The organism is Chamaesiphon minutus PCC 6605, from assembly GCF_000317145.1.
In the GTDB taxonomy this organism is placed as follows: domain Bacteria; phylum Cyanobacteriota; class Cyanobacteriia; order Cyanobacteriales; family Chamaesiphonaceae; genus Chamaesiphon; species Chamaesiphon minutus.
On record NC_019697.1, the window covers coordinates 2,297,818 to 2,315,992 of the forward strand.

General features: G+C 44.6%; 23 protein-coding genes. 9 read left to right on the top strand and 14 right to left on the bottom strand.

What is annotated here, in order from left to right; all coding sequences use genetic code 11:
* Window positions 1-116: 116 nt before the first annotated feature.
* The 4 genes from CHA6605_RS10600 to CHA6605_RS32875 all read left to right on the top strand — a co-directional run bounded on the left by CHA6605_RS10600 (window position 117) and on the right by CHA6605_RS32875 (window position 2,165).
* Window positions 117-308: a mersacidin/lichenicidin family type 2 lantibiotic gene (locus tag CHA6605_RS10600; protein ID WP_015159460.1), complete on the top strand. Its 192-nt coding sequence runs from the start codon at window positions 117-119 to the stop codon at window positions 306-308.
* A 228-nt stretch (window positions 309-536) separates the two neighbouring features.
* A complete protein-coding gene (locus tag CHA6605_RS37245; RefSeq protein WP_157260190.1) occupies window positions 537-623 on the top strand; it encodes a mersacidin/lichenicidin family type 2 lantibiotic in 87 nt (28 codons plus the stop codon).
* 52 nt (window positions 624-675) lie between these two features.
* Window positions 676-2,001: an ISNCY family transposase gene (locus CHA6605_RS10605; RefSeq protein WP_015158142.1), complete on the top strand. Its 1,326-nt coding sequence runs from the start codon at window positions 676-678 to the stop codon at window positions 1,999-2,001.
* Between the two features lie 23 nt (window positions 2,002-2,024).
* A complete protein-coding gene (locus CHA6605_RS32875) occupies window positions 2,025-2,165 on the top strand; it encodes a mersacidin/lichenicidin family type 2 lantibiotic (RefSeq protein ID WP_232432248.1) in 141 nt (46 codons plus the stop codon).
* Window positions 2,166-2,212: 47 nt separating this feature from the next.
* Here the strand turns inward: CHA6605_RS32875 and CHA6605_RS31545 are convergent, their stop codons facing one another.
* Entirely contained in the window at window positions 2,213-2,872 is a 660-nt protein-coding gene (locus CHA6605_RS31545) for a helix-turn-helix transcriptional regulator (RefSeq protein ID WP_015159461.1), read from the bottom strand.
* A 297-nt stretch (window positions 2,873-3,169) separates the two neighbouring features.
* On the opposite strand from CHA6605_RS31545, the gene CHA6605_RS10615 reads away from it, so the two are divergent.
* Window positions 3,170-6,826: a WD40 domain-containing protein gene (locus CHA6605_RS10615; RefSeq protein WP_015159462.1), complete on the top strand. Its 3,657-nt coding sequence runs from the start codon at window positions 3,170-3,172 to the stop codon at window positions 6,824-6,826.
* 228 nt (window positions 6,827-7,054) lie between these two features.
* A complete protein-coding gene (locus CHA6605_RS10620) occupies window positions 7,055-8,428 on the top strand; it encodes an IS4 family transposase (RefSeq protein WP_015158054.1) in 1,374 nt (457 codons plus the stop codon).
* Here the strand turns inward: CHA6605_RS10620 and CHA6605_RS10625 are convergent.
* On the bottom strand, window positions 8,425-9,246 hold the full coding sequence (locus CHA6605_RS10625) for a nucleotidyltransferase domain-containing protein (protein WP_015159463.1): 822 nt from the start codon (window positions 9,244-9,246) through the stop codon (window positions 8,425-8,427). The two genes, CHA6605_RS10620 and CHA6605_RS10625, sit on opposite strands and share 4 nt — an antisense overlap.
* A gap of 96 nt (window positions 9,247-9,342) precedes the next feature.
* Window positions 9,343-9,804 carry a GNAT family N-acetyltransferase gene (locus CHA6605_RS10630; RefSeq protein ID WP_041547913.1) on the bottom strand — a complete coding sequence of 154 codons (462 nt, stop codon included), beginning with the start codon at window positions 9,802-9,804 and terminating at the stop codon, window positions 9,343-9,345.
* Between the two features lie 197 nt (window positions 9,805-10,001).
* Here CHA6605_RS10630 and CHA6605_RS10635 point away from each other — a divergent pair, with 197 nt between their 5' ends.
* Complete coding sequence (locus CHA6605_RS10635) at window positions 10,002-11,198, top strand: ISL3 family transposase (RefSeq protein ID WP_015158531.1); 1,197 nt, start codon at window positions 10,002-10,004, stop codon at window positions 11,196-11,198.
* A gap of 43 nt (window positions 11,199-11,241) precedes the next feature.
* Here the strand turns inward: CHA6605_RS10635 and CHA6605_RS10640 are convergent, their stop codons facing one another.
* The gene (locus CHA6605_RS10640; RefSeq protein WP_015159465.1) at window positions 11,242-11,721 is read right to left on the bottom strand and encodes a GNAT family N-acetyltransferase; all 480 of its coding nucleotides are present in this window, start codon (window positions 11,719-11,721) and stop codon (window positions 11,242-11,244) included.
* Window positions 11,722-11,859: 138 nt separating this feature from the next.
* On the opposite strand from CHA6605_RS10640, the gene CHA6605_RS10645 reads away from it, so the two are divergent.
* The gene (locus tag CHA6605_RS10645; RefSeq protein WP_015159466.1) at window positions 11,860-12,252 is read left to right on the top strand and encodes a hypothetical protein; all 393 of its coding nucleotides are present in this window, start codon (window positions 11,860-11,862) and stop codon (window positions 12,250-12,252) included.
* Complete coding sequence (locus tag CHA6605_RS10650; RefSeq protein WP_015159467.1) at window positions 12,249-12,620, top strand: hypothetical protein; 372 nt, start codon at window positions 12,249-12,251, stop codon at window positions 12,618-12,620. Before CHA6605_RS10645 ends, CHA6605_RS10650 begins: the two co-directional genes overlap by 4 nt.
* Before the next feature lie 51 nt (window positions 12,621-12,671).
* On the opposite strand, the gene CHA6605_RS10655 is transcribed toward CHA6605_RS10650, so the two are convergent.
* From CHA6605_RS10655 to CHA6605_RS10695, 10 genes are all read right to left on the bottom strand, one after another.
* Window positions 12,672-13,196: a GNAT family N-acetyltransferase gene (locus CHA6605_RS10655; RefSeq protein WP_015159468.1), complete on the bottom strand. Its 525-nt coding sequence runs from the start codon at window positions 13,194-13,196 to the stop codon at window positions 12,672-12,674.
* A 40-nt stretch (window positions 13,197-13,236) separates the two neighbouring features.
* Complete coding sequence (locus CHA6605_RS36145; RefSeq protein ID WP_269744575.1) at window positions 13,237-13,365, bottom strand: hypothetical protein; 129 nt, start codon at window positions 13,363-13,365, stop codon at window positions 13,237-13,239.
* Window positions 13,366-13,481: 116 nt separating this feature from the next.
* Window positions 13,482-13,985, bottom strand: coding sequence for a hypothetical protein (locus tag CHA6605_RS10660; RefSeq protein WP_015159469.1), 504 nt, complete (start codon window positions 13,983-13,985; stop codon window positions 13,482-13,484).
* A gap of 22 nt (window positions 13,986-14,007) precedes the next feature.
* Window positions 14,008-14,427, bottom strand: a complete 420-nt coding sequence (locus CHA6605_RS10665) for a VOC family protein (RefSeq protein WP_015159470.1) — start codon at window positions 14,425-14,427, stop codon at window positions 14,008-14,010.
* 153 nt (window positions 14,428-14,580) lie between these two features.
* Window positions 14,581-15,330 carry a class I SAM-dependent methyltransferase gene (locus CHA6605_RS10670; RefSeq protein WP_015159471.1) on the bottom strand — a complete coding sequence of 250 codons (750 nt, stop codon included), beginning with the start codon at window positions 15,328-15,330 and terminating at the stop codon, window positions 14,581-14,583.
* Between the two features lie 42 nt (window positions 15,331-15,372).
* Window positions 15,373-15,699: a hypothetical protein gene (locus CHA6605_RS10675; protein ID WP_015159472.1), complete on the bottom strand. Its 327-nt coding sequence runs from the start codon at window positions 15,697-15,699 to the stop codon at window positions 15,373-15,375.
* Window positions 15,700-15,767: 68 nt separating this feature from the next.
* On the bottom strand, window positions 15,768-16,013 hold the full coding sequence (locus CHA6605_RS10680; RefSeq protein ID WP_015159473.1) for a hypothetical protein: 246 nt from the start codon (window positions 16,011-16,013) through the stop codon (window positions 15,768-15,770).
* A 201-nt stretch (window positions 16,014-16,214) separates the two neighbouring features.
* Window positions 16,215-16,724, bottom strand: coding sequence for a hypothetical protein (locus CHA6605_RS10685; RefSeq protein ID WP_015159474.1), 510 nt, complete (start codon window positions 16,722-16,724; stop codon window positions 16,215-16,217).
* A 79-nt stretch (window positions 16,725-16,803) separates the two neighbouring features.
* On the bottom strand, window positions 16,804-17,616 hold the full coding sequence (locus tag CHA6605_RS10690) for an ADYC domain-containing protein (protein WP_198288484.1): 813 nt from the start codon (window positions 17,614-17,616) through the stop codon (window positions 16,804-16,806).
* A 162-nt stretch (window positions 17,617-17,778) separates the two neighbouring features.
* On the bottom strand, window positions 17,779-18,174 hold the full coding sequence (locus CHA6605_RS10695; RefSeq protein ID WP_015159476.1) for a pentapeptide repeat-containing protein: 396 nt from the start codon (window positions 18,172-18,174) through the stop codon (window positions 17,779-17,781).
* Between the last annotated feature and the right edge of the window lies 1 nt (window position 18,175).

Consider the following 18,175-nt stretch of genomic DNA (forward strand, 5'->3'; position numbering starts at 1 on the left):
CAATTGGAAGACTACCCAAAAGTGTGAGTATATTCAATTCGTCATTAATTAGAATAGAGCAAAGAGAGCAATTTCGATCTCTTTATCTAAAAACACAACAATCATAGGAGAAAATCATGTCTCACGAGAATATAATTCGGACTTGGAAAGATGAAAACTTTCGTAATAGCTTAAGCAAAAAGGAACGTGCGCTACTGCCAGCAAATCCTGCTGGTTTAGTCGAACTGTCTGATGCCGATTTAAATGCTGTTGCTGGTGGTGCTAAACCTAAAAGCACAAGTCCTTGTTGCACGCATGCCACAAAGTAGTTATGCGCTGTACGGCAGCTAATAGTTATTTGTAAGTCTCCGCTCTTCAGTAGTAGCTCGCCTGTTACTGCTGAAGAGCGAAATTAGATCGTTCTGCGATCGATAGAATAATTACAAAATTACTCAAAGGTGTAGCGTGCATCTACTAGATATTAATTAAAATAGGATCGGAAAGTTATTTACTAAGTAAGTTTCCGAGAGAAAATTTAACAATAACAGGAGAAAAATATGTCTCACGAAAACATTATCCGCGCTTGGAAAAATGAAGGCTTTCGCCAAAGCTTGAGCGACAGCAATTCCAAATTCAGATTTTGACAACTTGGTAGGGTGAGCAGGAGAATAGAGAGACTTCAAAAAGAGAAGCAGAATGGAGCCAATGAAGCTGAGTTTTGGGGTATTGATAGTCTATCTGAACCGAGCAATTCTTCAGATGAAAGATCCGCGCCTTGCCAGCAATGGCACTAAATACACCATCAGAGATGCTGTGTTGGGAGCATTTTCGATGTTTTTCATGCAAAGCGAATCCTTTTTAGAACATCAGCGGCACATGAATAGCAATCAGGGCAAAAGCAATGCTCAGACACTGTTTGGCATGATTAAAATCCCAACAGTGCCGCAAATTCGGAATATCCTGGATGAAATTTCAGCCACAGCACTATTTGGAGTATTCAATCACGTCTATCAGTCTTTAAGACGAGAAGGTCACTTGAAACCGTTTGAATATCTCGGTGGATTACTAGTTGCGCTGGATGGAACTCAGTATTTTGACTCGCACAAACTCAACTGTAAATGCTGTTCGAGCCGTACCCACAAAAATGGCACAGTAACTTACTTCCACAGTGCCATTTTGCCTGTAATAGTTGCGCCTGGGCAATCTCAAGTAATTTCCTTAGCTCCAGAATTCATCACACCTCAAGATGGTCACCAGAAGCAGGACTGCGAAGTGGCAGCAGCTAAACGATGGCTCAAAACTCATGCCCCAGAATTCCAAGGACAAGCAATCACTCTACTCGGAGATGACCTCTACAGTCACCAACCAATGTGTGAACAGGTGATAGCGTCGGGAATGAACTTTATCTTTACCTGTTTAGAAACGTCTCATACTGCTGTTTATGATTGGTTGAAATACTTGGATGGTATTGGCGAGGTGAAAAAGCTAGAAGTGAAACAGTGGAACAGCAATTCAAGCGAATTATATAGCTATCAATATGTGAATGGAATTCCTCTAAGGGACTCCCAGCCAGCAATGAAGGTCAATTGGTGTAAACTAATCCATACCCGCCAATCAGATGGAGAAATATTATATGAAAATTCATTTATTACCCGCCATGAATTAAACGAACAGAGCGTACCTCTGGTTGCTGCGGCTGGTCGATGTCGTTGGAAGACCGAAAATGAAAATCATAATGTGCTCAAAACAAAGGGATATCATCTGGAGCATAACTTTGGGCATGGTCAGCAGCATTTAGCTGCTTGTTTATTGACGCTGAACCTGTTGGCATTCCTTTTTCACACTGTTTTGCATTTAACAGATCTTGCATATGGACAGATTCGTCTCAAGCGTGTTACTCGTAAAGGCTTTTTTCAAGATATCCTCAGTCTTACCAAATATTTACTCTTTGAGAGTTGGCCTTCTTTGATTGATTTCATGCTTTACGGCTCGGCTTCCACTCTGGTCGCCAACTCTTCCTAGATTTTTGAATTTGGAATTGCTGCTTGAGCGAAAAGGAACGTGCGTTACTACCAGAACATCCTGCTGGTTTAGTCGAACTGGCTGATGCCGATCTAAACACTGTTGCTGGTGGTGCTCCGCCAATCCCTTCACGCGCCTGTAGCTATAACCGGGAGTGCCGTTAATTTAGACAAAATTCAGCCAGAGGTGAGCGAAAGCTCACCTCTGAGTGTTAATTTTGATGCTCGAAATACATAATTTGTTTTTCTTCAAAAGTGCAACGCTTCTTGTTATAGATATTTTTGGCATGAAACTTGACAGTATTAAGGCTAATTTGGAGCGAATTGGCAATCTCTTGATAGGAATAAGTTTGGAGTAATAACTGCCATATTTCAACTTCCCGATCGGTTAGATTGTATTTTAGTTGTTCGATCTTTAAGTCTTCTTGAAAACTAGCCGATCGATCTTCCAGAAAAATGAGCAGATAAGGGCAATCGCTCTCTGTTTCCTCTAAGAAACCTTTTAATTCATCTGGTAATCTACAAGCTCGAATCCGAATCTTCTGCTCTGGTGTAAGTTGACACTCGACGATCGAGATCTTCTGTTCGTGAATCTGTCTGAACCGACGCGATAGATCGACGATCGCACTAGTTAATTTTTCTGAGCGATCGAGACTTTCCCCAAGCATTTTGTAGATTTGTTTAGCCTGATGATTTAGATAGATTAGATTCAGTTGAGTAGAAACGACGACGACTCCTTCTTTCATGAACTCCATTAGTCGCTTCTGGAAATCATAAGATCTTGATAAGGATTGGATACTTTCCTGCGCGATCGAGTCATCTATTACTTCTAATCTTCTAAATTGAGATCGGTGCCGATCTAGTGGATGCATTAGTTCTCTACCTCTATTTTTCCAGTGGATAATTTCTATTCTCGATAGATGGATGAATCACTCCTACTTAGACTCTAAGCACGAGTTTTATCATCAACGCTCGGAACAACGCTTGTTGACAATCTCGGCAGGAGTTGCCACCTAATATCTCTAGAATAGGCTCCCCTAGCTAGTTTGACAGCCAGAAAAGATCGGTAAAAGTCTGCTGTTGGCGATCGGAAAAGATCGGAAAAGTCGATCGTAATTTACGAATTATTCTGACTAGAATAAAGATAGATTCTGGCAGGATCTTTGCCAATGACAGCAGATGAAGCCCTAGCATTACTCGATCGACTACTCCAAGAACAGAGTCTCCGAGATCTTCAAGAGCAAGTGTTTCGTCACGCTTGGGAAGGTTGCACCTACCCCAAAATGGCCGAGCTAATCGGTTATGACACTGGATACATCCGCGATATCGGTTACGAACTGTGGCGACAATTAACTCAGGTATTGGGCGAACCCGTCACCAAAAATAATTTGCAAGCGGTACTGCGTCGCCAGCGAGATCGTTCGCCTAAATTAGCTATGCCAGAAGTTACCCCAGCTTCGCCCCCAGATCGAGATTGCTATTGGGGCGAGCAGATCGATGTTTCTAGCGTCATTGGGCGCGAAAATGAACTCCAGCAGTTGGCACGATGGCTGGATGATAATTCTGATGTTAATCCCCTTGAGCCACGTTGTCGGCTGATTTCGATCGTCGGTATGGGTGGCATGGGCAAAACATCAATTGCCGCTAAACTCACTCAAAAGTTAGCAGCCGAGCGCAAATTCGAGCGCATTGTCTGGCAATCCTTACGTAATGCCCCACCGTTGGATAAAATTCTCTTTCAACTTATTGCCTTTGTCTCCCACCAACAACAAACCGAATCTGCGGATACTGTGGATGCGCAGATCTCGCAATTGATGGCATATTTACGCACTACTCGCTGTCTGATTGTCTTCGATAATTTTGAATCGATTCTCTCCCATGGCGGTTATCGGGAAGGTTATGCTGGGTATAGCGAACTCCTCCGCCGGATTGCGACCGAACATCATGCTAGTTGTTTGATATTAACCAGTCGGGAAAAACCCCGAACTTTGATTCATTTAGAAGGAGAATCTGGGGCAGTTTGCACGTTGGATTTACTTGGTTTGAGCGAAATAGAAGTAGCCGAGATCGGTTCTGTGAATGGTTGTCATACAGACGATTCCAGCGATTGGCATCAGTTACAGCAATCTTACTCTGGCAACCCGCTAGCGATTAAAATTGCGGCGACGACCATTCGGGATTTATTTGACGGTAGCGTGAGCGCGTTTTTAGAACAGGGGGTAATTCTCTGCAATGGGATTGAGGCTTTACTGGCACAGCAATTCGCTCGATTGTCCGAGATCGAGCAACAGGCACTGTACTGGTTGGCGATCGGTCGCGAAGCTGTATCGATTTCGCAACTATTAGCAGACTTTATTCTCAGCGGATTTAGATCTCAAGTTTTAGCCGCATTACAATCGTTAGATCGGCAAAGTCTAATCGAAAAAAGTTCGGGCTGCTTTACTTTGCAACCCGTAGTGATGGAGTATGTCACTGCACAATTCATCGAGCGAATATGCGAAGAAATCACCACGTTAGATGTAGCGATTTTTAATAGCCATGCGTTGCTCCAGGCTCAGGCTCAAGACTATGTGCGCGAGAGCCAAGTGCGGATGATTTTAGTGCCGCTGGTCGAAAGACTCATGGGTAAATTGAGATCGAAATTAGAGATTAAACACCAACTCGATCGATTATTAGTGAAACTGCGATCGGAATTTGCTGGTACCGACGGCTATGCAGGTGGCAATTTAATTAACCTGTTGCGGCACTTGCACATCGACTCGACTGGCTACGATTTTTCCGAGTTGTGTATTCGGCAAGCCTATCTGCTCGGCATGAATTTACACGATACTAATTTTGCAAACACCGATTGGGCCAACTCAGTTTTTACCGAAACCTTCGGCAGTATTCACTCTGTCGCCTTTAGTCCAGACGGTCGCTGGTTGGCTAGCGGTGATTTTAACGGCGATATTCGGTTGTGGGATGCCCGCACACATCAACTGCGATCGATCTTGCGCGGTCACACCAATTGGTTACGAGCGTTAACTTTCAGCCCCGATAGTCGAACGCTAGCCAGCGGTGGTTTTGACTGCACCATCCGTCTCTGGGATGTTAATACTAGTGAGTGCTTGCGGACATTTGCCGATCGGACACAGGCGATCCGATCGCTGGCATTCAGTCCCGACGGCAACATCTTAGTCAGTGGCAGTGACGATATGTTAGCCAGCGGTAGCGATAACTGCACCGTGAGACTCTGGGATGTTAATACTGGTGAGTGCTTACAGAAATTCGCCGACTCTACCGAAGCAATCTACTCAGTAGCATTCAGTCCTGACGGTCGAACCATTGCCAGTGGTGATACCGATTCAAACATTCGGCTTTGGAATATCCACAAAGAACGATGCGTTGGAACATGGGAGACTCATCAAGGCAAAGTCTTTGCAGTAGCATTTAGTCCAGATGGTCGAACCATTGCCAGCGGGGGGGATGATGCTACCGTCAAACTCTATAATACCAGTAATGGCGAGTGTTTGAGAACTTGTTTGGGACATAGCGACGGATTGAAGTCGGTAATCTTTAGTCAAGATGGCCAAACGCTCATCAGCGGTGGCAAGGATCGCAACATCAAGCTGTGGGATGTTGGGACTGGACGGTGTTTGAAAACGCTGGTTGGGCATGAGGATTGGATCTGGTCGATCGCTTGCAATTCGGCTCATCAGATCGTGGCTAGTGGTAGTGAAGATCGCACGGTGAGACTCTGGAGTCTGAGTACTGGCAAGTGTCTGAGAGTTTTTCAGGGCTACGCAAATACGATCTATGCGATGGCTTTTGTCCCCCCACCTCTACCAGATATTGCCGCTCCTCAAGCGGTGCTAGCCACTGGATACTTTGGCGGAGCATTACGACTCTGGAATATCCAAGACGTTGGCGTAGCCTCCCCTTCGGGGAATCGATCTACGAGTTTGAGCGGTCATAATAGTTCCATCAGAACGGTAGCCTTCAGTCCAGATGGTCAACTCCTTGCTAGTGGGGGGAACAGTGACAACCCAATTATCAAACTTTGGCGCGTCCGGGATGGCCAGTGCTGTCACATTTTAACTGGACATACCGATGGCTTGTGGTCGGTGGCATTTAGCCCCGACGGTCGAATCCTGGCCAGTAGTAGCCCAGACCATACAATTAGACTGTGGAGTACTTTGACTGGTGAGTGTCTCCAGATTTTAGCAGGGCATACAGATTGGGTCACATCGGTCGCCTTTATTGCCTCACCACCGATGCTGGTGAGTGCTAGTCGCGATCGCACGATTAGAATTTGGGATATCCAGACGGGTGAATGTATGCGGACTTTACAGGGGCAGCAGCTAGCGCTTGTGTCGATCGCGGTGAGTCCTAATGGCGATATTTTGGCTAGCGGTAGTGTCGATCGTACCGTGGCTCTTTGGAATATTAATACTGGTGAATGTTTCCAAGTTTTGCCCGGTCATCAAGCGTTCGTTTGGTCTGTGGCTTTGAGCACCGATGGACGATGGTTAGCCAGTGGTAGCTATGACGGTACCGTCAGGCTTTGGGATGTGCATAGCGGGAAATGTCTAAGGATCTTACAGGGGCATACGCATGGTGTTTTCGCAGTGGCGTTTGTGCCACACTACAGCGCGGATTTTGCCAATCGGCAGTTGCTTGCTAGTACTGGTACTGATGCCACTATTAGATTCTGGGATGTTGCTACGGGTGAATGCGTCAAAATCATTCGATCGCCGCGACCCTATGAAGGAATGAATATTCGGGGCATCCAAGGATTGACTGCTGCCCAGCAGGAAAATTTAACAGCTTTAGGAGCAATTATATAGAATCCATTGGCAATCTTTGAGGGCGATCTTCAGCTAGAAACGTTTATGCTACATCTCTGTTATTAGACTTTACATAACCAACCGACGATCGCCATACCATTGACTCAATTCCTGTTCGATTCCATCCAGGACATTCGTGACAAGTTAAGAAAATCAGAGATTTGTCAAAAGGGTAATAAAAAGATGCCAAACTGTTTCTAGTCAAGAGTTTGAGGGAATAGAGGCCTGATGACCAGCCGCCGAAGAAGTAACCGCGACCACGCCAAAAAGAACCACCAACCAGGTGTGGAAGATGAGATCATCGCCGCTCAAGTAGAGGCTTTATTGACACCAGCAATTTTCAATCAAAGTCATTACTACCGACAATTAGGGCTGAGAAATCGGCTGTTAAATTTACCCTTGATGATGGCAGCAGTGCTGACGCTACTGTGGCGGAATGTGCCAGGAGTCAGAGAACTAAGCCGAATGTTAGGGCGAGAAGGATTTTTGTGGTGTGAGCCAACACAAGTAAGTCAACAGGCGATTGCACAAAGATTTCTGACCTTTCCATCTGAGTTATTTGAGAGAGTGTTTAAGGAATTACTGCCAGAATTTAGAGTGAAGTGGCACCAGAGAAAACAGCGATTGTTGCCACAAAGCATTGAATTTGCTCAAGCAAAATTTGAGCGGATTTGGGCATGTGATGGCTCCACATTGGAAGCGATATTCAAGAAATTAGATAGCTTATCTGATGTGCCAATCGGACAACTAGCGGGAAAAATGGGAGTAGTCATAGATTTGGTGACGAGATTGCCGATTGAAATCTGGTTTAGAGAAAATCCCAAAGCTTCAGATGTTAATTTTGAGAAAGATATCCTGAATTTAGTAACATCGGGCACTTTATTGCTCTTGGATCGAGGCTTCTATCATTTCCAATTTTGGCAAGAATTAATTAACAGAGATATTCATTTTATTACTCGATTAAAAAAAGGTGCATCGCTACAGATAGAGCGAGTATTTAGCAATAGTTATAGTATCCGTGACCGAATAGTGCGGATGGGGTCTGGCACCAAAAAGACTCCATATATAACTGTAAGATTAGTCGAAATTAAAGTGGGTAAAGTCTGGTATTCTTATCTAACTAGTGTACTCGACCCATTGAATCTTCCTCCCTATGTAGTCGCCGATTTGTACGGAAGACGGTGGCGAATTGAAGAGGCTTTTAATACTGTTAAACGATTGCTCGGGTTGAGTTATTTATGGACTGGTTCAGTTAATGGAATTAAATTACAGATGTGGGGGACTTGGCTGTTTTATGCAGTTCTAGTCGATTTAGGTGATGCTGTAGCTGATGAATTATCTCTCCCATTCGACCGCATTTCTTTAGAGATGATTTATCGAGGTCTTTATCACTTTCATGTAGCTCATCATAAAGGTTTAGCTGCCAATCCAGTCACCTATTTTGCTGCCCCAGAGAATCAAGATTTAGGTATTGTTAAAACTGTTCGTAAACCTAATGTTAAGTTAATTATTGCACCTTTTCCTGATTCTATGAGTCGAACAGACAATTTTTTCTTCGACTCATCGCCTCAAGCCCGCTTGACAAGTGCGATCGCTTCTTAACTTGTCACTAATGCATCCAGGATGGCGATCGCATCCGTCATTGATTTTGCCTCACTTGCCAACGAAGCAAACACCAACTCAACCCGCTGTTGATAGTCTCGTGGACACAGCGCAAAACTGTTGGCAACTGCGACCGCACCTTTCTCATTCAATAAGTACTCTTCATTGAGTGCAAATAATACCTGATTCATACAAGCCACACTGCGGAAACAACAACCTGCTGCATAGGCAACATCACCGCGTGCAACAGCCTTTCCCGCAACGAACAGCGAAAAACTAATTTCCCAGGCAAACTTATTAATTGTTGCTTGTTTAAGCTGACTTGGATAGGGAGTTGTCCTAACTTTTAAACCGTCTAAAACACTACACGGATCGTGAAGTGGCAGACAAATGGCGACTTCACCCATATAAATAGAGGATACAAAGCCGTGGGGATGACCGGGTTGGTAATCAATCGTGATTTGTCCAGCATGGCATTCGTCAATGACACAGCTAACCCGATCGACATCACGAAAGAGAAAATCCACGGGCATATCTTTAATCTTGAGCCAACCACCACCATTAATCCATTTTCCCCATCCACCAATTGGTGTAATCAGATTGGGACGATGATTATCGTCAAGTTCGCAAGCAAGTTGATTGAGAGCAATTACATCGATGGGATTGTCTGGTAGGTAATAAATTCCTAAATCCACATCTGACTTCGGGGTGTGATTCCCTCTTGCGCGAGAACCTCCGAGTGCTACAGATGCAATCCCCTCAATTGACTGCAAATGTTCGACTACATCATGAATAAAGTCAGGTAATTGCTGATTCATAATTAGCTTTACCTCAATTGAGTATTGAGCGTTGAAATTACAATTGGAAATCTTAAGAATTTTAACAGTACCCTTTAGGGTTATTTAATTATAAATTTAAAGAGACTTTTCCATTACGTAATTAACAAAACTTTCACCCCGACAAGTTACCTCCTGCTTTTGAACAACTGAAAACCCCATGCGTTGGAAAAACGATTTTGCGGTAATACTAACCTCAACAAACAATCTATTTAATGACAACTCAACTGCTTTTGCTTCAATTGCTTGATAGATTTGTCTGCCTACGCCGCAACGTTGATAGTTTTTGTGGCAGTAAAAGCAGTCGATATGACCATTTGGTTCTAGCTCTCCAAACCCAGCAATTACACCCTCATCATCAGCAACATAGGTGAATCGGCTCGAACACACCTCTACCCAGTTTCTAAAGTAGATATTATCAGGTGCCCACGCCTTAACCTGTTTGCTTGAGTAATCGCGGACATTAATTTCACGAACTGTTTCATGGAACAGTTGCGCTATTTGTTCGGCATCCTGTGCTTCAAACAACCGGTTCTCCAGTACCTAATGTGCTAATTAAATGAGAATCGAGGCAGTACAAGAGAAAGAAAATAAAATAAATATGTCAAAACTGCTGACGAGGAGAGGAAAAGCAAGATAATGAAGAGAGGAAGAAATAGTAAGAAGAGCGGCGGGCAGGGCAAGTGGCAACAAAAAAGGAACTCAAGCTACTAACGGAGCTATTAGGAATAGAAGGAATGCGAGTAGAGTCGCAGCGACAATATGAAGGAATAGGCATCATCTTACAGGTAGAAGCAATAAAGAAAGAAAGCAAATGCCATAGATGCGGAACGAAGAGTAGTAGCTTACATCAGAATAATAGATACATAGTAAAAGATTTGCCGTGGGGAGAGCAGCAAGTTCACCTAGAAATAAACAGAAGACAATTTAAATGTAAAAAATGTCAAAAACCATTTAGCGAACAACTAGAATTTGTTAAAGGCAGAAGAACATATACTTCAAGACTAGCTAAAAAAATCCTAGCAGAAGCACTAGAAGGAGATATTCAGAGCGTAGCTAGAACAGGAGTAATGACGACAGCAGAAATAGAGAGAATAATTGAAGACGCAGCAGCAGAGCTAAACGGAGAAAAGCCAACGGATTTAAGAAAACTGGGAATAGATGAAATAGCAATGGTAAAAGGACAAGGAAAATATTGTGCAGTATTAGTAGATATAGAGCGAGGAAAATTATTAGCAATAATCGAAAGCAGAAAGAGTGAAGAAATAGAGAAAATCCTGAAAGGATGGGGGACAGAGGTACTGGAAAGGATCGAAGAAGTCAGCATAGACTTATGGAAAGGGTATAAAAGCTTAGCGATAGAAGTGATGCCTAATGCTCAAGTAGTAGCAGACAGATTTCATGTAACAGCGCAAATAAATAGTGAGTTAGATAAGCTGAGAAAACAAGAAAAAAGAGCGATAGAGGCTAAACTTAAATCCGCAAAGACATTAGAGCAAAAGAATGAATACACTCGGCAATTGGCAGTAATAAAATCGAGTAAATATGCGCTGCTAAAAAATGAAAAAGAGTTAAGAGAGGAGAAAGAACAAGAGAAGCTCAAGCAGGTTAGAGAAGAATTTGCCAACATTAGGGCAGCACATCTACTCAAAGAAAAATGGAGAGAGATAATGGAAAAAACAACATCGTGGATGAGAGGACTATTGAAAATTAGACATTGGCTGGTAAGAGCCAAGCAGCATTTGCCAAATAGTTGTGGCACAATCTCGCGATGGTTAACAGAGATAGTTGCTTACTTTGATGAGCGAACTACTAGTGGTGTAGTTGAGGGAATTAATAATAAGATTAAGCTCATCAAGCGTACTGCTTATGGCTTCACTAATTTCAACAACTTCCGAAACAGATGCTTGCTAACTTGGAGATTCAATTATTGATTTAGCACATTAGGTACTGGAGAACCAAACAACCGGATCTCAATCATAATCCTACTCCTTTTCTAGATCGCAATTCACGTCGCATCACAAGTTCGCCGTTCTCTTCTTGTCCGGTATAAACAAAACCCATCTTTTCGTAGAACGAACCAGGACCACCTTTGGCTGGCACACAACTTGTTTCAACCGCATCTGCTCCAGGGCGCGTCTTGACGTGTGCAAAGAACAACTCCAACGCCTTTCGCCCGTAACCACGCCCCTGGTATTGTTCGTCTATCATCAAACGCCAAAGAAAGTACTCTTGCCGAACTACGTCGTCTTCCAACATCAAAAAACCGACTGGCACATCACCAGCGTAGATTGCGCGGAACCAAGCAACCTCTGGATTAAAATGTGCTTCTGCAATCGACATGGCGTTGGATGCTACGAATTGCTCTTGGGATGGGGCTACCTTTAAGCGGAGGATATCGCGCCAGTTGTCCTTAGTTATCTCGCGCAGTGTTACTTCAATGTTGGTCTCGGACATACAGAGTATCCTCACTAATATCGATCGATTTCTACTAAAGAGATTTCAAATGGGTTCTATAGGGTCAACTAAAACTGCCGAATACGTTGCTTGTGTTAGGCTAGATAGTAGTTTTTCTCCCAAACGCCTCTGAAGTTTATGACTGTTGCTCAAACAACAAGACCATCTAGTAGCCCGATTACAGTGACGTTGAAACGCCTTGTCGCGCTGTTGGAAGAAGACGAGACAGACGAGTATGGAGTTCTGCAACCGAGTCAAGCTGCATTTAAGTTGGCAATGGGATTTGTTCTAGAAGCTTACGATGCAATGGGCGATCGCTTTCCGAAGGCATCGGCTTCAACGGATGAGCAAGGGAGCATTCGACTGACATGGAGTAAACTTGAGTCCGACTGCGAAGTTCGGCTAATCTGTCCTGCTCAGAATGACCAGATCGCCTACCTGTACCACGAACTAGGTAACGATTATGCTGTAGAACGAGAAGTGACAGTATCCATCCTTTTGTCGTGGTTGGAATGGTTCGGTCGAGCATGAGACAGTTTGAGTCATTAACAGACGACGCGATTGTATATCGTTCGATGTTACGCAAGCAATGGATTGATGAGGACACGGGACGAGTAAAAGCAGATGCTTATTTTCTCCGAGCGAATGAGCTTGGACTTTCTGTAAATTTAGCCACTAAATGTTCTCCGCAACAGTGCGCTGAGATGTTTCGTAAATGTTATGGCGTAGCCAGTCTTCAGGTTGGGGATGTCCGAGAGATTGGCTTGGATGTGGAACAAGATGCTGTGAATCATGCCAATATTGTGGGTTTGCCATGTCGAGAAGATGACTTAGCCGAGGCGGAACGTTTCGCAGGTTTATTGGCAAAGCGATCGTACCTTGTCTGGCAACCAGTATGATTCAGATCGATTGTCTCAAGGTTTCTGTGTAGGCTGTGTGGATGGGTGTTGTTAGGCAGCTTCATTGAGATTACAGACCATCAGACAAAGCTGTCCGTATACTGGTACGTGATAATCACGTAATACGTGAAACCCAGCCTTGGCATAGGCTCGCTGTGCAAATAGATTCTGGACGCTAGAACTTAAGCCCACCAACGGCACATTTCCTCTGTGGCGAAGCTGTGACACCAATAGCAGCAGTGCTTTTGGGCCAATTCCTCGACCCACAAATGCCAGATCGCCAATCAACAGATCGACATCAACCGATCCGGCGGGGATCTCGTACAGACCGACTGAATCTAGAACTTCACGCGACACAGACTGCCATCGAATATAGCCAACCGATCGACCGTCAACGGCGACTAGCGATCGATTTCCACTTGGCGGTGGATTGGCTGCCCAGGCAATGTGGTCTTCAGGTTCGGGATACCACATAGCGACATGAGGAGCAGTCATCCAATGTCTCAGTAGCTCGACATCAGTGCTGGAGAAGGGAGTTAGGGTGACATTGGATTCCATAAATGAACGGGTTTTCATAGTGTTTGGAATAATGGGAATAGCTAGTTGAAATTAGTAACTAACCTGAGTTCGGGTTAAGAATATTAGCTTCGTTCCAGCACCGCCGCCGATTGAAATCGGGGCTAACATTACAAAGTCCGCCTTCGCGGACTAATAATTCAGTCCGCGAAGGCGGACTTTGCATCATGAGCAGAGACTTCCAGTCTCTAGGCTCTTCTTATCCCGAACTGACGTTAACTATAAATCGATTTATAATTACCATCAAATTGAGAAAGATTGAGATCGATCGGATCGGCATTCAATTTATTTGCTTGTTGATGACCAAATCTTCATACCTGCTCCAGCAAAACCAATGCCAAAGATTACCCCAGATATGACAAATAACAGGTTAAGACCTGGGATAAAATAACCCATGAATCCAACGATCGTCGAAAGTACCCACAAGACCGATACCCAACGGGGAAGCTTGTTGGCGATCCAAGAGCCAACTGCAAACAAGCTCATACCTACTGTAAATGTCGATGCGCCGATCGGATATAGATTAATTCCAGAGATCGATCCGGTGCGGATAATTGCAATACCGACGATAGCTAGTAGAAATCCAAACAAACCCCACAATCGAGATTCCTGATGCTGAAAACCATAAATACCCATGATGCCAAATAAGAGGAAAATATCGGTCAACAGATAAAGGATAGAGGTCGTTATATTAGGATTACTACTGGGTAAAAACGAATTTATGCCACGTAAGATTCCAGCAACGATCGCGGCAAGTCCGCCCAATCGAATTAGATTTGTACTAGACATTTTATCTATCTCCCATCCTACTTTATGGAGTCTGTTCTACGGTCAATCCGATTTCTTGTCCGTAAGATAGTTCGAGCGTATGACCGTCTGGATCTCTTAAAAAAGCCCAGTAGCCAATTGGATATCCAGAATCTTTGGGTGCTTGTAGCAGAAAACCTTCCTGTTTGGCTTTGTCGCATAGAGCATCGATAACTTCCCGACTCTGACACCCGACTCCGAGATGCGCGAGGGGAGAAAGAACCGACTGCACCGAACTTGTCTGAATCAGCACGATGACAAACGGACGAGTGCGGTCAGAAAGCCATACCACGGCAACACCTGTTTCTGCATCGATGCGATGATGAATTACTTGCATTTGGGCATAGACAGCGTAAAACTGAATACTGCAATCGAGATCTGTAACGGGGAGTGCAATGTGAGTTAGTCCGAGATCGATCGTCATAATTTACCTCACGCTTTACTGATGTACGATATTTATTTTTGAACGCCAATCTTCTCTGATTCTTTGTTCTTTAACTTCAGCATCGAATATCCTCAGCAAGAGATTGGGGATTTATTAGGGGCTTCTCCATAACGATCTGGGAGTGAAAGATTGTTATGCGGCTCCACGACGACCGACAACAATTGGTTGGTGGAGGATTCCGTCTAACCGTTGGACATGAGTGAAGCCGACCTCTTGGAACAGAAACATCAACCGCTCGACTGTAATCGCATAGTAGCGATCTAAGCCAGCAGTAACGCTAGCAGGAGTTCCTACCCTCGCCTCACGCACAAAATACATGGCAACATCATAAACATCATCGTTCCAATCGCGAGTTTGAAACACGAAGTAACGATCGCTGCCGCGAACGCGGAATCCATAGGACAACATCTGTGGGGACGATCGATCCTCATCCTCACGGTAGTCGCGCAGATTGACGATCGCGATCCCATCCGTCCGCAAGCAGTTGTAGAAACCTTGGAGTGCGATCCGGACTTCATCTTCTCCAGGGAGGTGTGGCAGCGAGTTGTCGGCACTTAACACCACATCAAAGCCGGAACCATGAACTTCGGTACACTGTCGCATATCTGCCACTTTGAATGTCATGTCGAGTCCGCGTGAGATCGCTTCTGTGCGTGCTCGATCGACTGCTGCTGCCGATAGATCGGATGCCGTCACGGTATGTCCCAGGGCTGCGAGGCCCAGTGCTTGCGTGCCAATACCGCAAGAAACATCCAGAATCGATCGGGGTGCCGAACCCATTAAAGTAGTGACGACATCGTTCAGTGCGTCTGCCTGCTGTTTAATGGCTTCGTCCCAGTTGGGATAAATAAGGTGATAAAGACTGGCAATGTCATCATACATAATCAATATATTTTTTAGTCAAGAGATAGTAAGCGATCGCGATTAAAGCCACTGGATTAGTTGAGATTGCCAACGCCAGTTAAGCGAATGGTGCCGACGATTTCGCAAGGCGAACGCTATGCGATCGAATTGATGTTTTTGAAGTTGGCGGTTGCCAGTATTTTCCCGCTCGCTAGGAGTTAGAGTCGCAGCATCTGGTTTTAGTTCGGCAACTACTGGCGGATGAGACGTGTGGGTAAAGATATTCCGATGAATACCGATTTTGGATAGATCGATTCTCCCGATGGAGAGGCTACGCGCCAACGAGTCAAAATAAAGTTGAATGCGATCGAGAATATTGGTAAATTTGATGTAGGACTTAGCTTTCATGACTGAGATACCTCTCAAAGTGTTTGAAATAATGGGAATGGTTAGTTAAGATTTGGGTGAAAATCGATTCACAAAGATTGCTCCCAAATTGAGAAAGATTGAGATCGAGTCTCCACAGGAGAGGCTACGCCAACGTAGAGTTCGGTATCCGACAAATTTTCCAAGCAAAAGTGACGATCGGATCTGGCATAGTAGTCAGCAGTATCGGGGTCTGCGGGATTCCAGGGGTAATCGATCGTGGGTGCTGCCAGCAGACAATTTATTAAGTCGGCTTCGATATCGGAGATAGATCTGTTTTTATGTGTGGGTGACATGAATTTTTCCTTATACGAACTTAGTTGACATGAGTGAAATAATTTCTCGATTCAAATTTCATAATCGGCAATTGATTTAGATTGCTTTTGGCATTAAATGTCGATCGCCGATTTTTGAAACAATTTATTGACAAGCGATCGCTTATCCATTTTTATCAAGTATTTTTATCTTTTAACACTTCTGCTCCATTACTAATTTGATTAAACTGTTATCGGTTCGATCGAGCAACTGGTAGGTCGCTCGATCGATTCTAGTTTCATGACTTCTAGATATTGGGGTGTGAATTCCGGTGGCAGAAATTCAAATAGAATCCGATTCTCGACCCAAAACTCAACTAGACTGAATCGAGCATCTCCCTGTTTGCGAGTTAATACTCTCCACCCTTCCTGTTGCCCGATCTGCTCGATCTGCTGCTGACTAGTAGGAACTGAAACAGCAGCATGGATAGCCACCAAATTGGTGGGAGTAGCTTGAATTACTTTCACTGGATCGGCATCAGTACTCGGACTCAATACATTTCCTTCTTTAAATACCACAACATGAGTGCCATAGTCGTCGAAAGGTATAACGATATAACTATAACTATTGGAAACTAGGAATTTGTATGCCTTCCCATTCAAGATTTTTGCTAAGACACTAGCTACTCGCAATGGATCGCGAGCGTCGATTCTCGTTCCGAGAGGCTTCGCCAACGAAATATGATGAATCATGAGATTAACTCCGTTAGATAAGATCGATCTTTCAAAAAGTTTGGTGATGCTCTCGATCGCGTGGTGTCCCCTTTGGTGATTAGCGGCGCGACCGAATTCGATCGAATGAATCATTGACAAGCAGCACTTCAGGCAGTTGCTGTTGGCTAGCCTTGGGCGCGATTCTCCAAAGGAGAGGCTGCGCCAACGATTTGTGGACGGTGCTTTTGAGTCGATCGGGACATTCCTTTTTAATCTGGGCTAAGGACTCTGGCCACCGAGTCCGATCGATAAATACTGCACCATCAGGACTCCAAGCCGCTTCCAAAATCATGCCACTGTGAGGAGTACGGGTTTGAATGCTCAGTCGGTCATAGATGTCAATGGCTGTCCCATCTCTAGTGTGAGCGCGACCATTTCCGCAATAATCAGCCCGAACCATGCGAGTACAAGCTTGATGGAAATCTCGCAGCGATCGCCCCCGAACTGTTTTCCAGGGTTTATAACCAAACCGAACGCATTTGGCTAAAACCCCATTGGTACAAGCAAAGGTAATGCGGCCATTCTCATGGTGTTTACCCGTTCGATCCCAAGATCCCGAAAGGGGAATTGCTTTAGCCACATTGTGGCGATCTGGTTGGCAGTAATTTTGCCACTGTTCGGAGACTAGATCGCGGTAAAGAATGGTGTAGAGATAAATCTCCCGTTCGGGATCTTGAGGATCTAAGTCAACATGAGCGATTTTGAGTTGGAGATCTCGCCCACCTTCAACAACCGTTAGTTCGGTTCCGGCTACATCCTGTCCCTCGATCGTCAGATCCTCCACCGCGCGCCAATTCAGGTTTCTCTGGACTTGAATGGATGCAACGATCGTCAGGAGACAGCCCATTGCCAAAAGCCAGGAAGCAGACATTTTTTGTGTAAATCTCATGGCAAACTTCATGACAGTTATGGGAGATGGCTCTCTTCAATCGATCGTGAATACCACCACCTCCAGACCCTCCGCCCTCCTGGAGCCAGAAGCCGCCAATTAGTTTCAGATTGTGGTATGGAGGTTATGGCCGATCGAAATCCGTCAATCGCTTCTTTTAATCTTGAGCGCAAGTTGGCCGCCTTCTAGATGGAGTTTTGACATGGGCTTTTGGTTAAGAATAGCCGTTACCGAGGTCGGTGAGGTCGATCCAAACCTTTTAAAGTGGACTCCGTTCGCACTAAGACCAGTCCCATTCAAGTTTGCTCCATTCAAGCTCGTTCCATTAAAGCTCGTTCCATTCAAGCTTGCTCCATTCAAGCTCGTTCCATTTAGGATAAGACCATTTTCGTTGAGATTTTTCTCCGTGGCTGTGGTAGCAGGGCGATTACCTCCGGTAGGCTCGCCAACGATCTGGATCGCTAAAACTGTAGCCAAGCAGAGTCCTGCTGTTAGGATGAGTTGAGATAGCTTAGTGCTTTGAGTAAGTTGATTTAACATT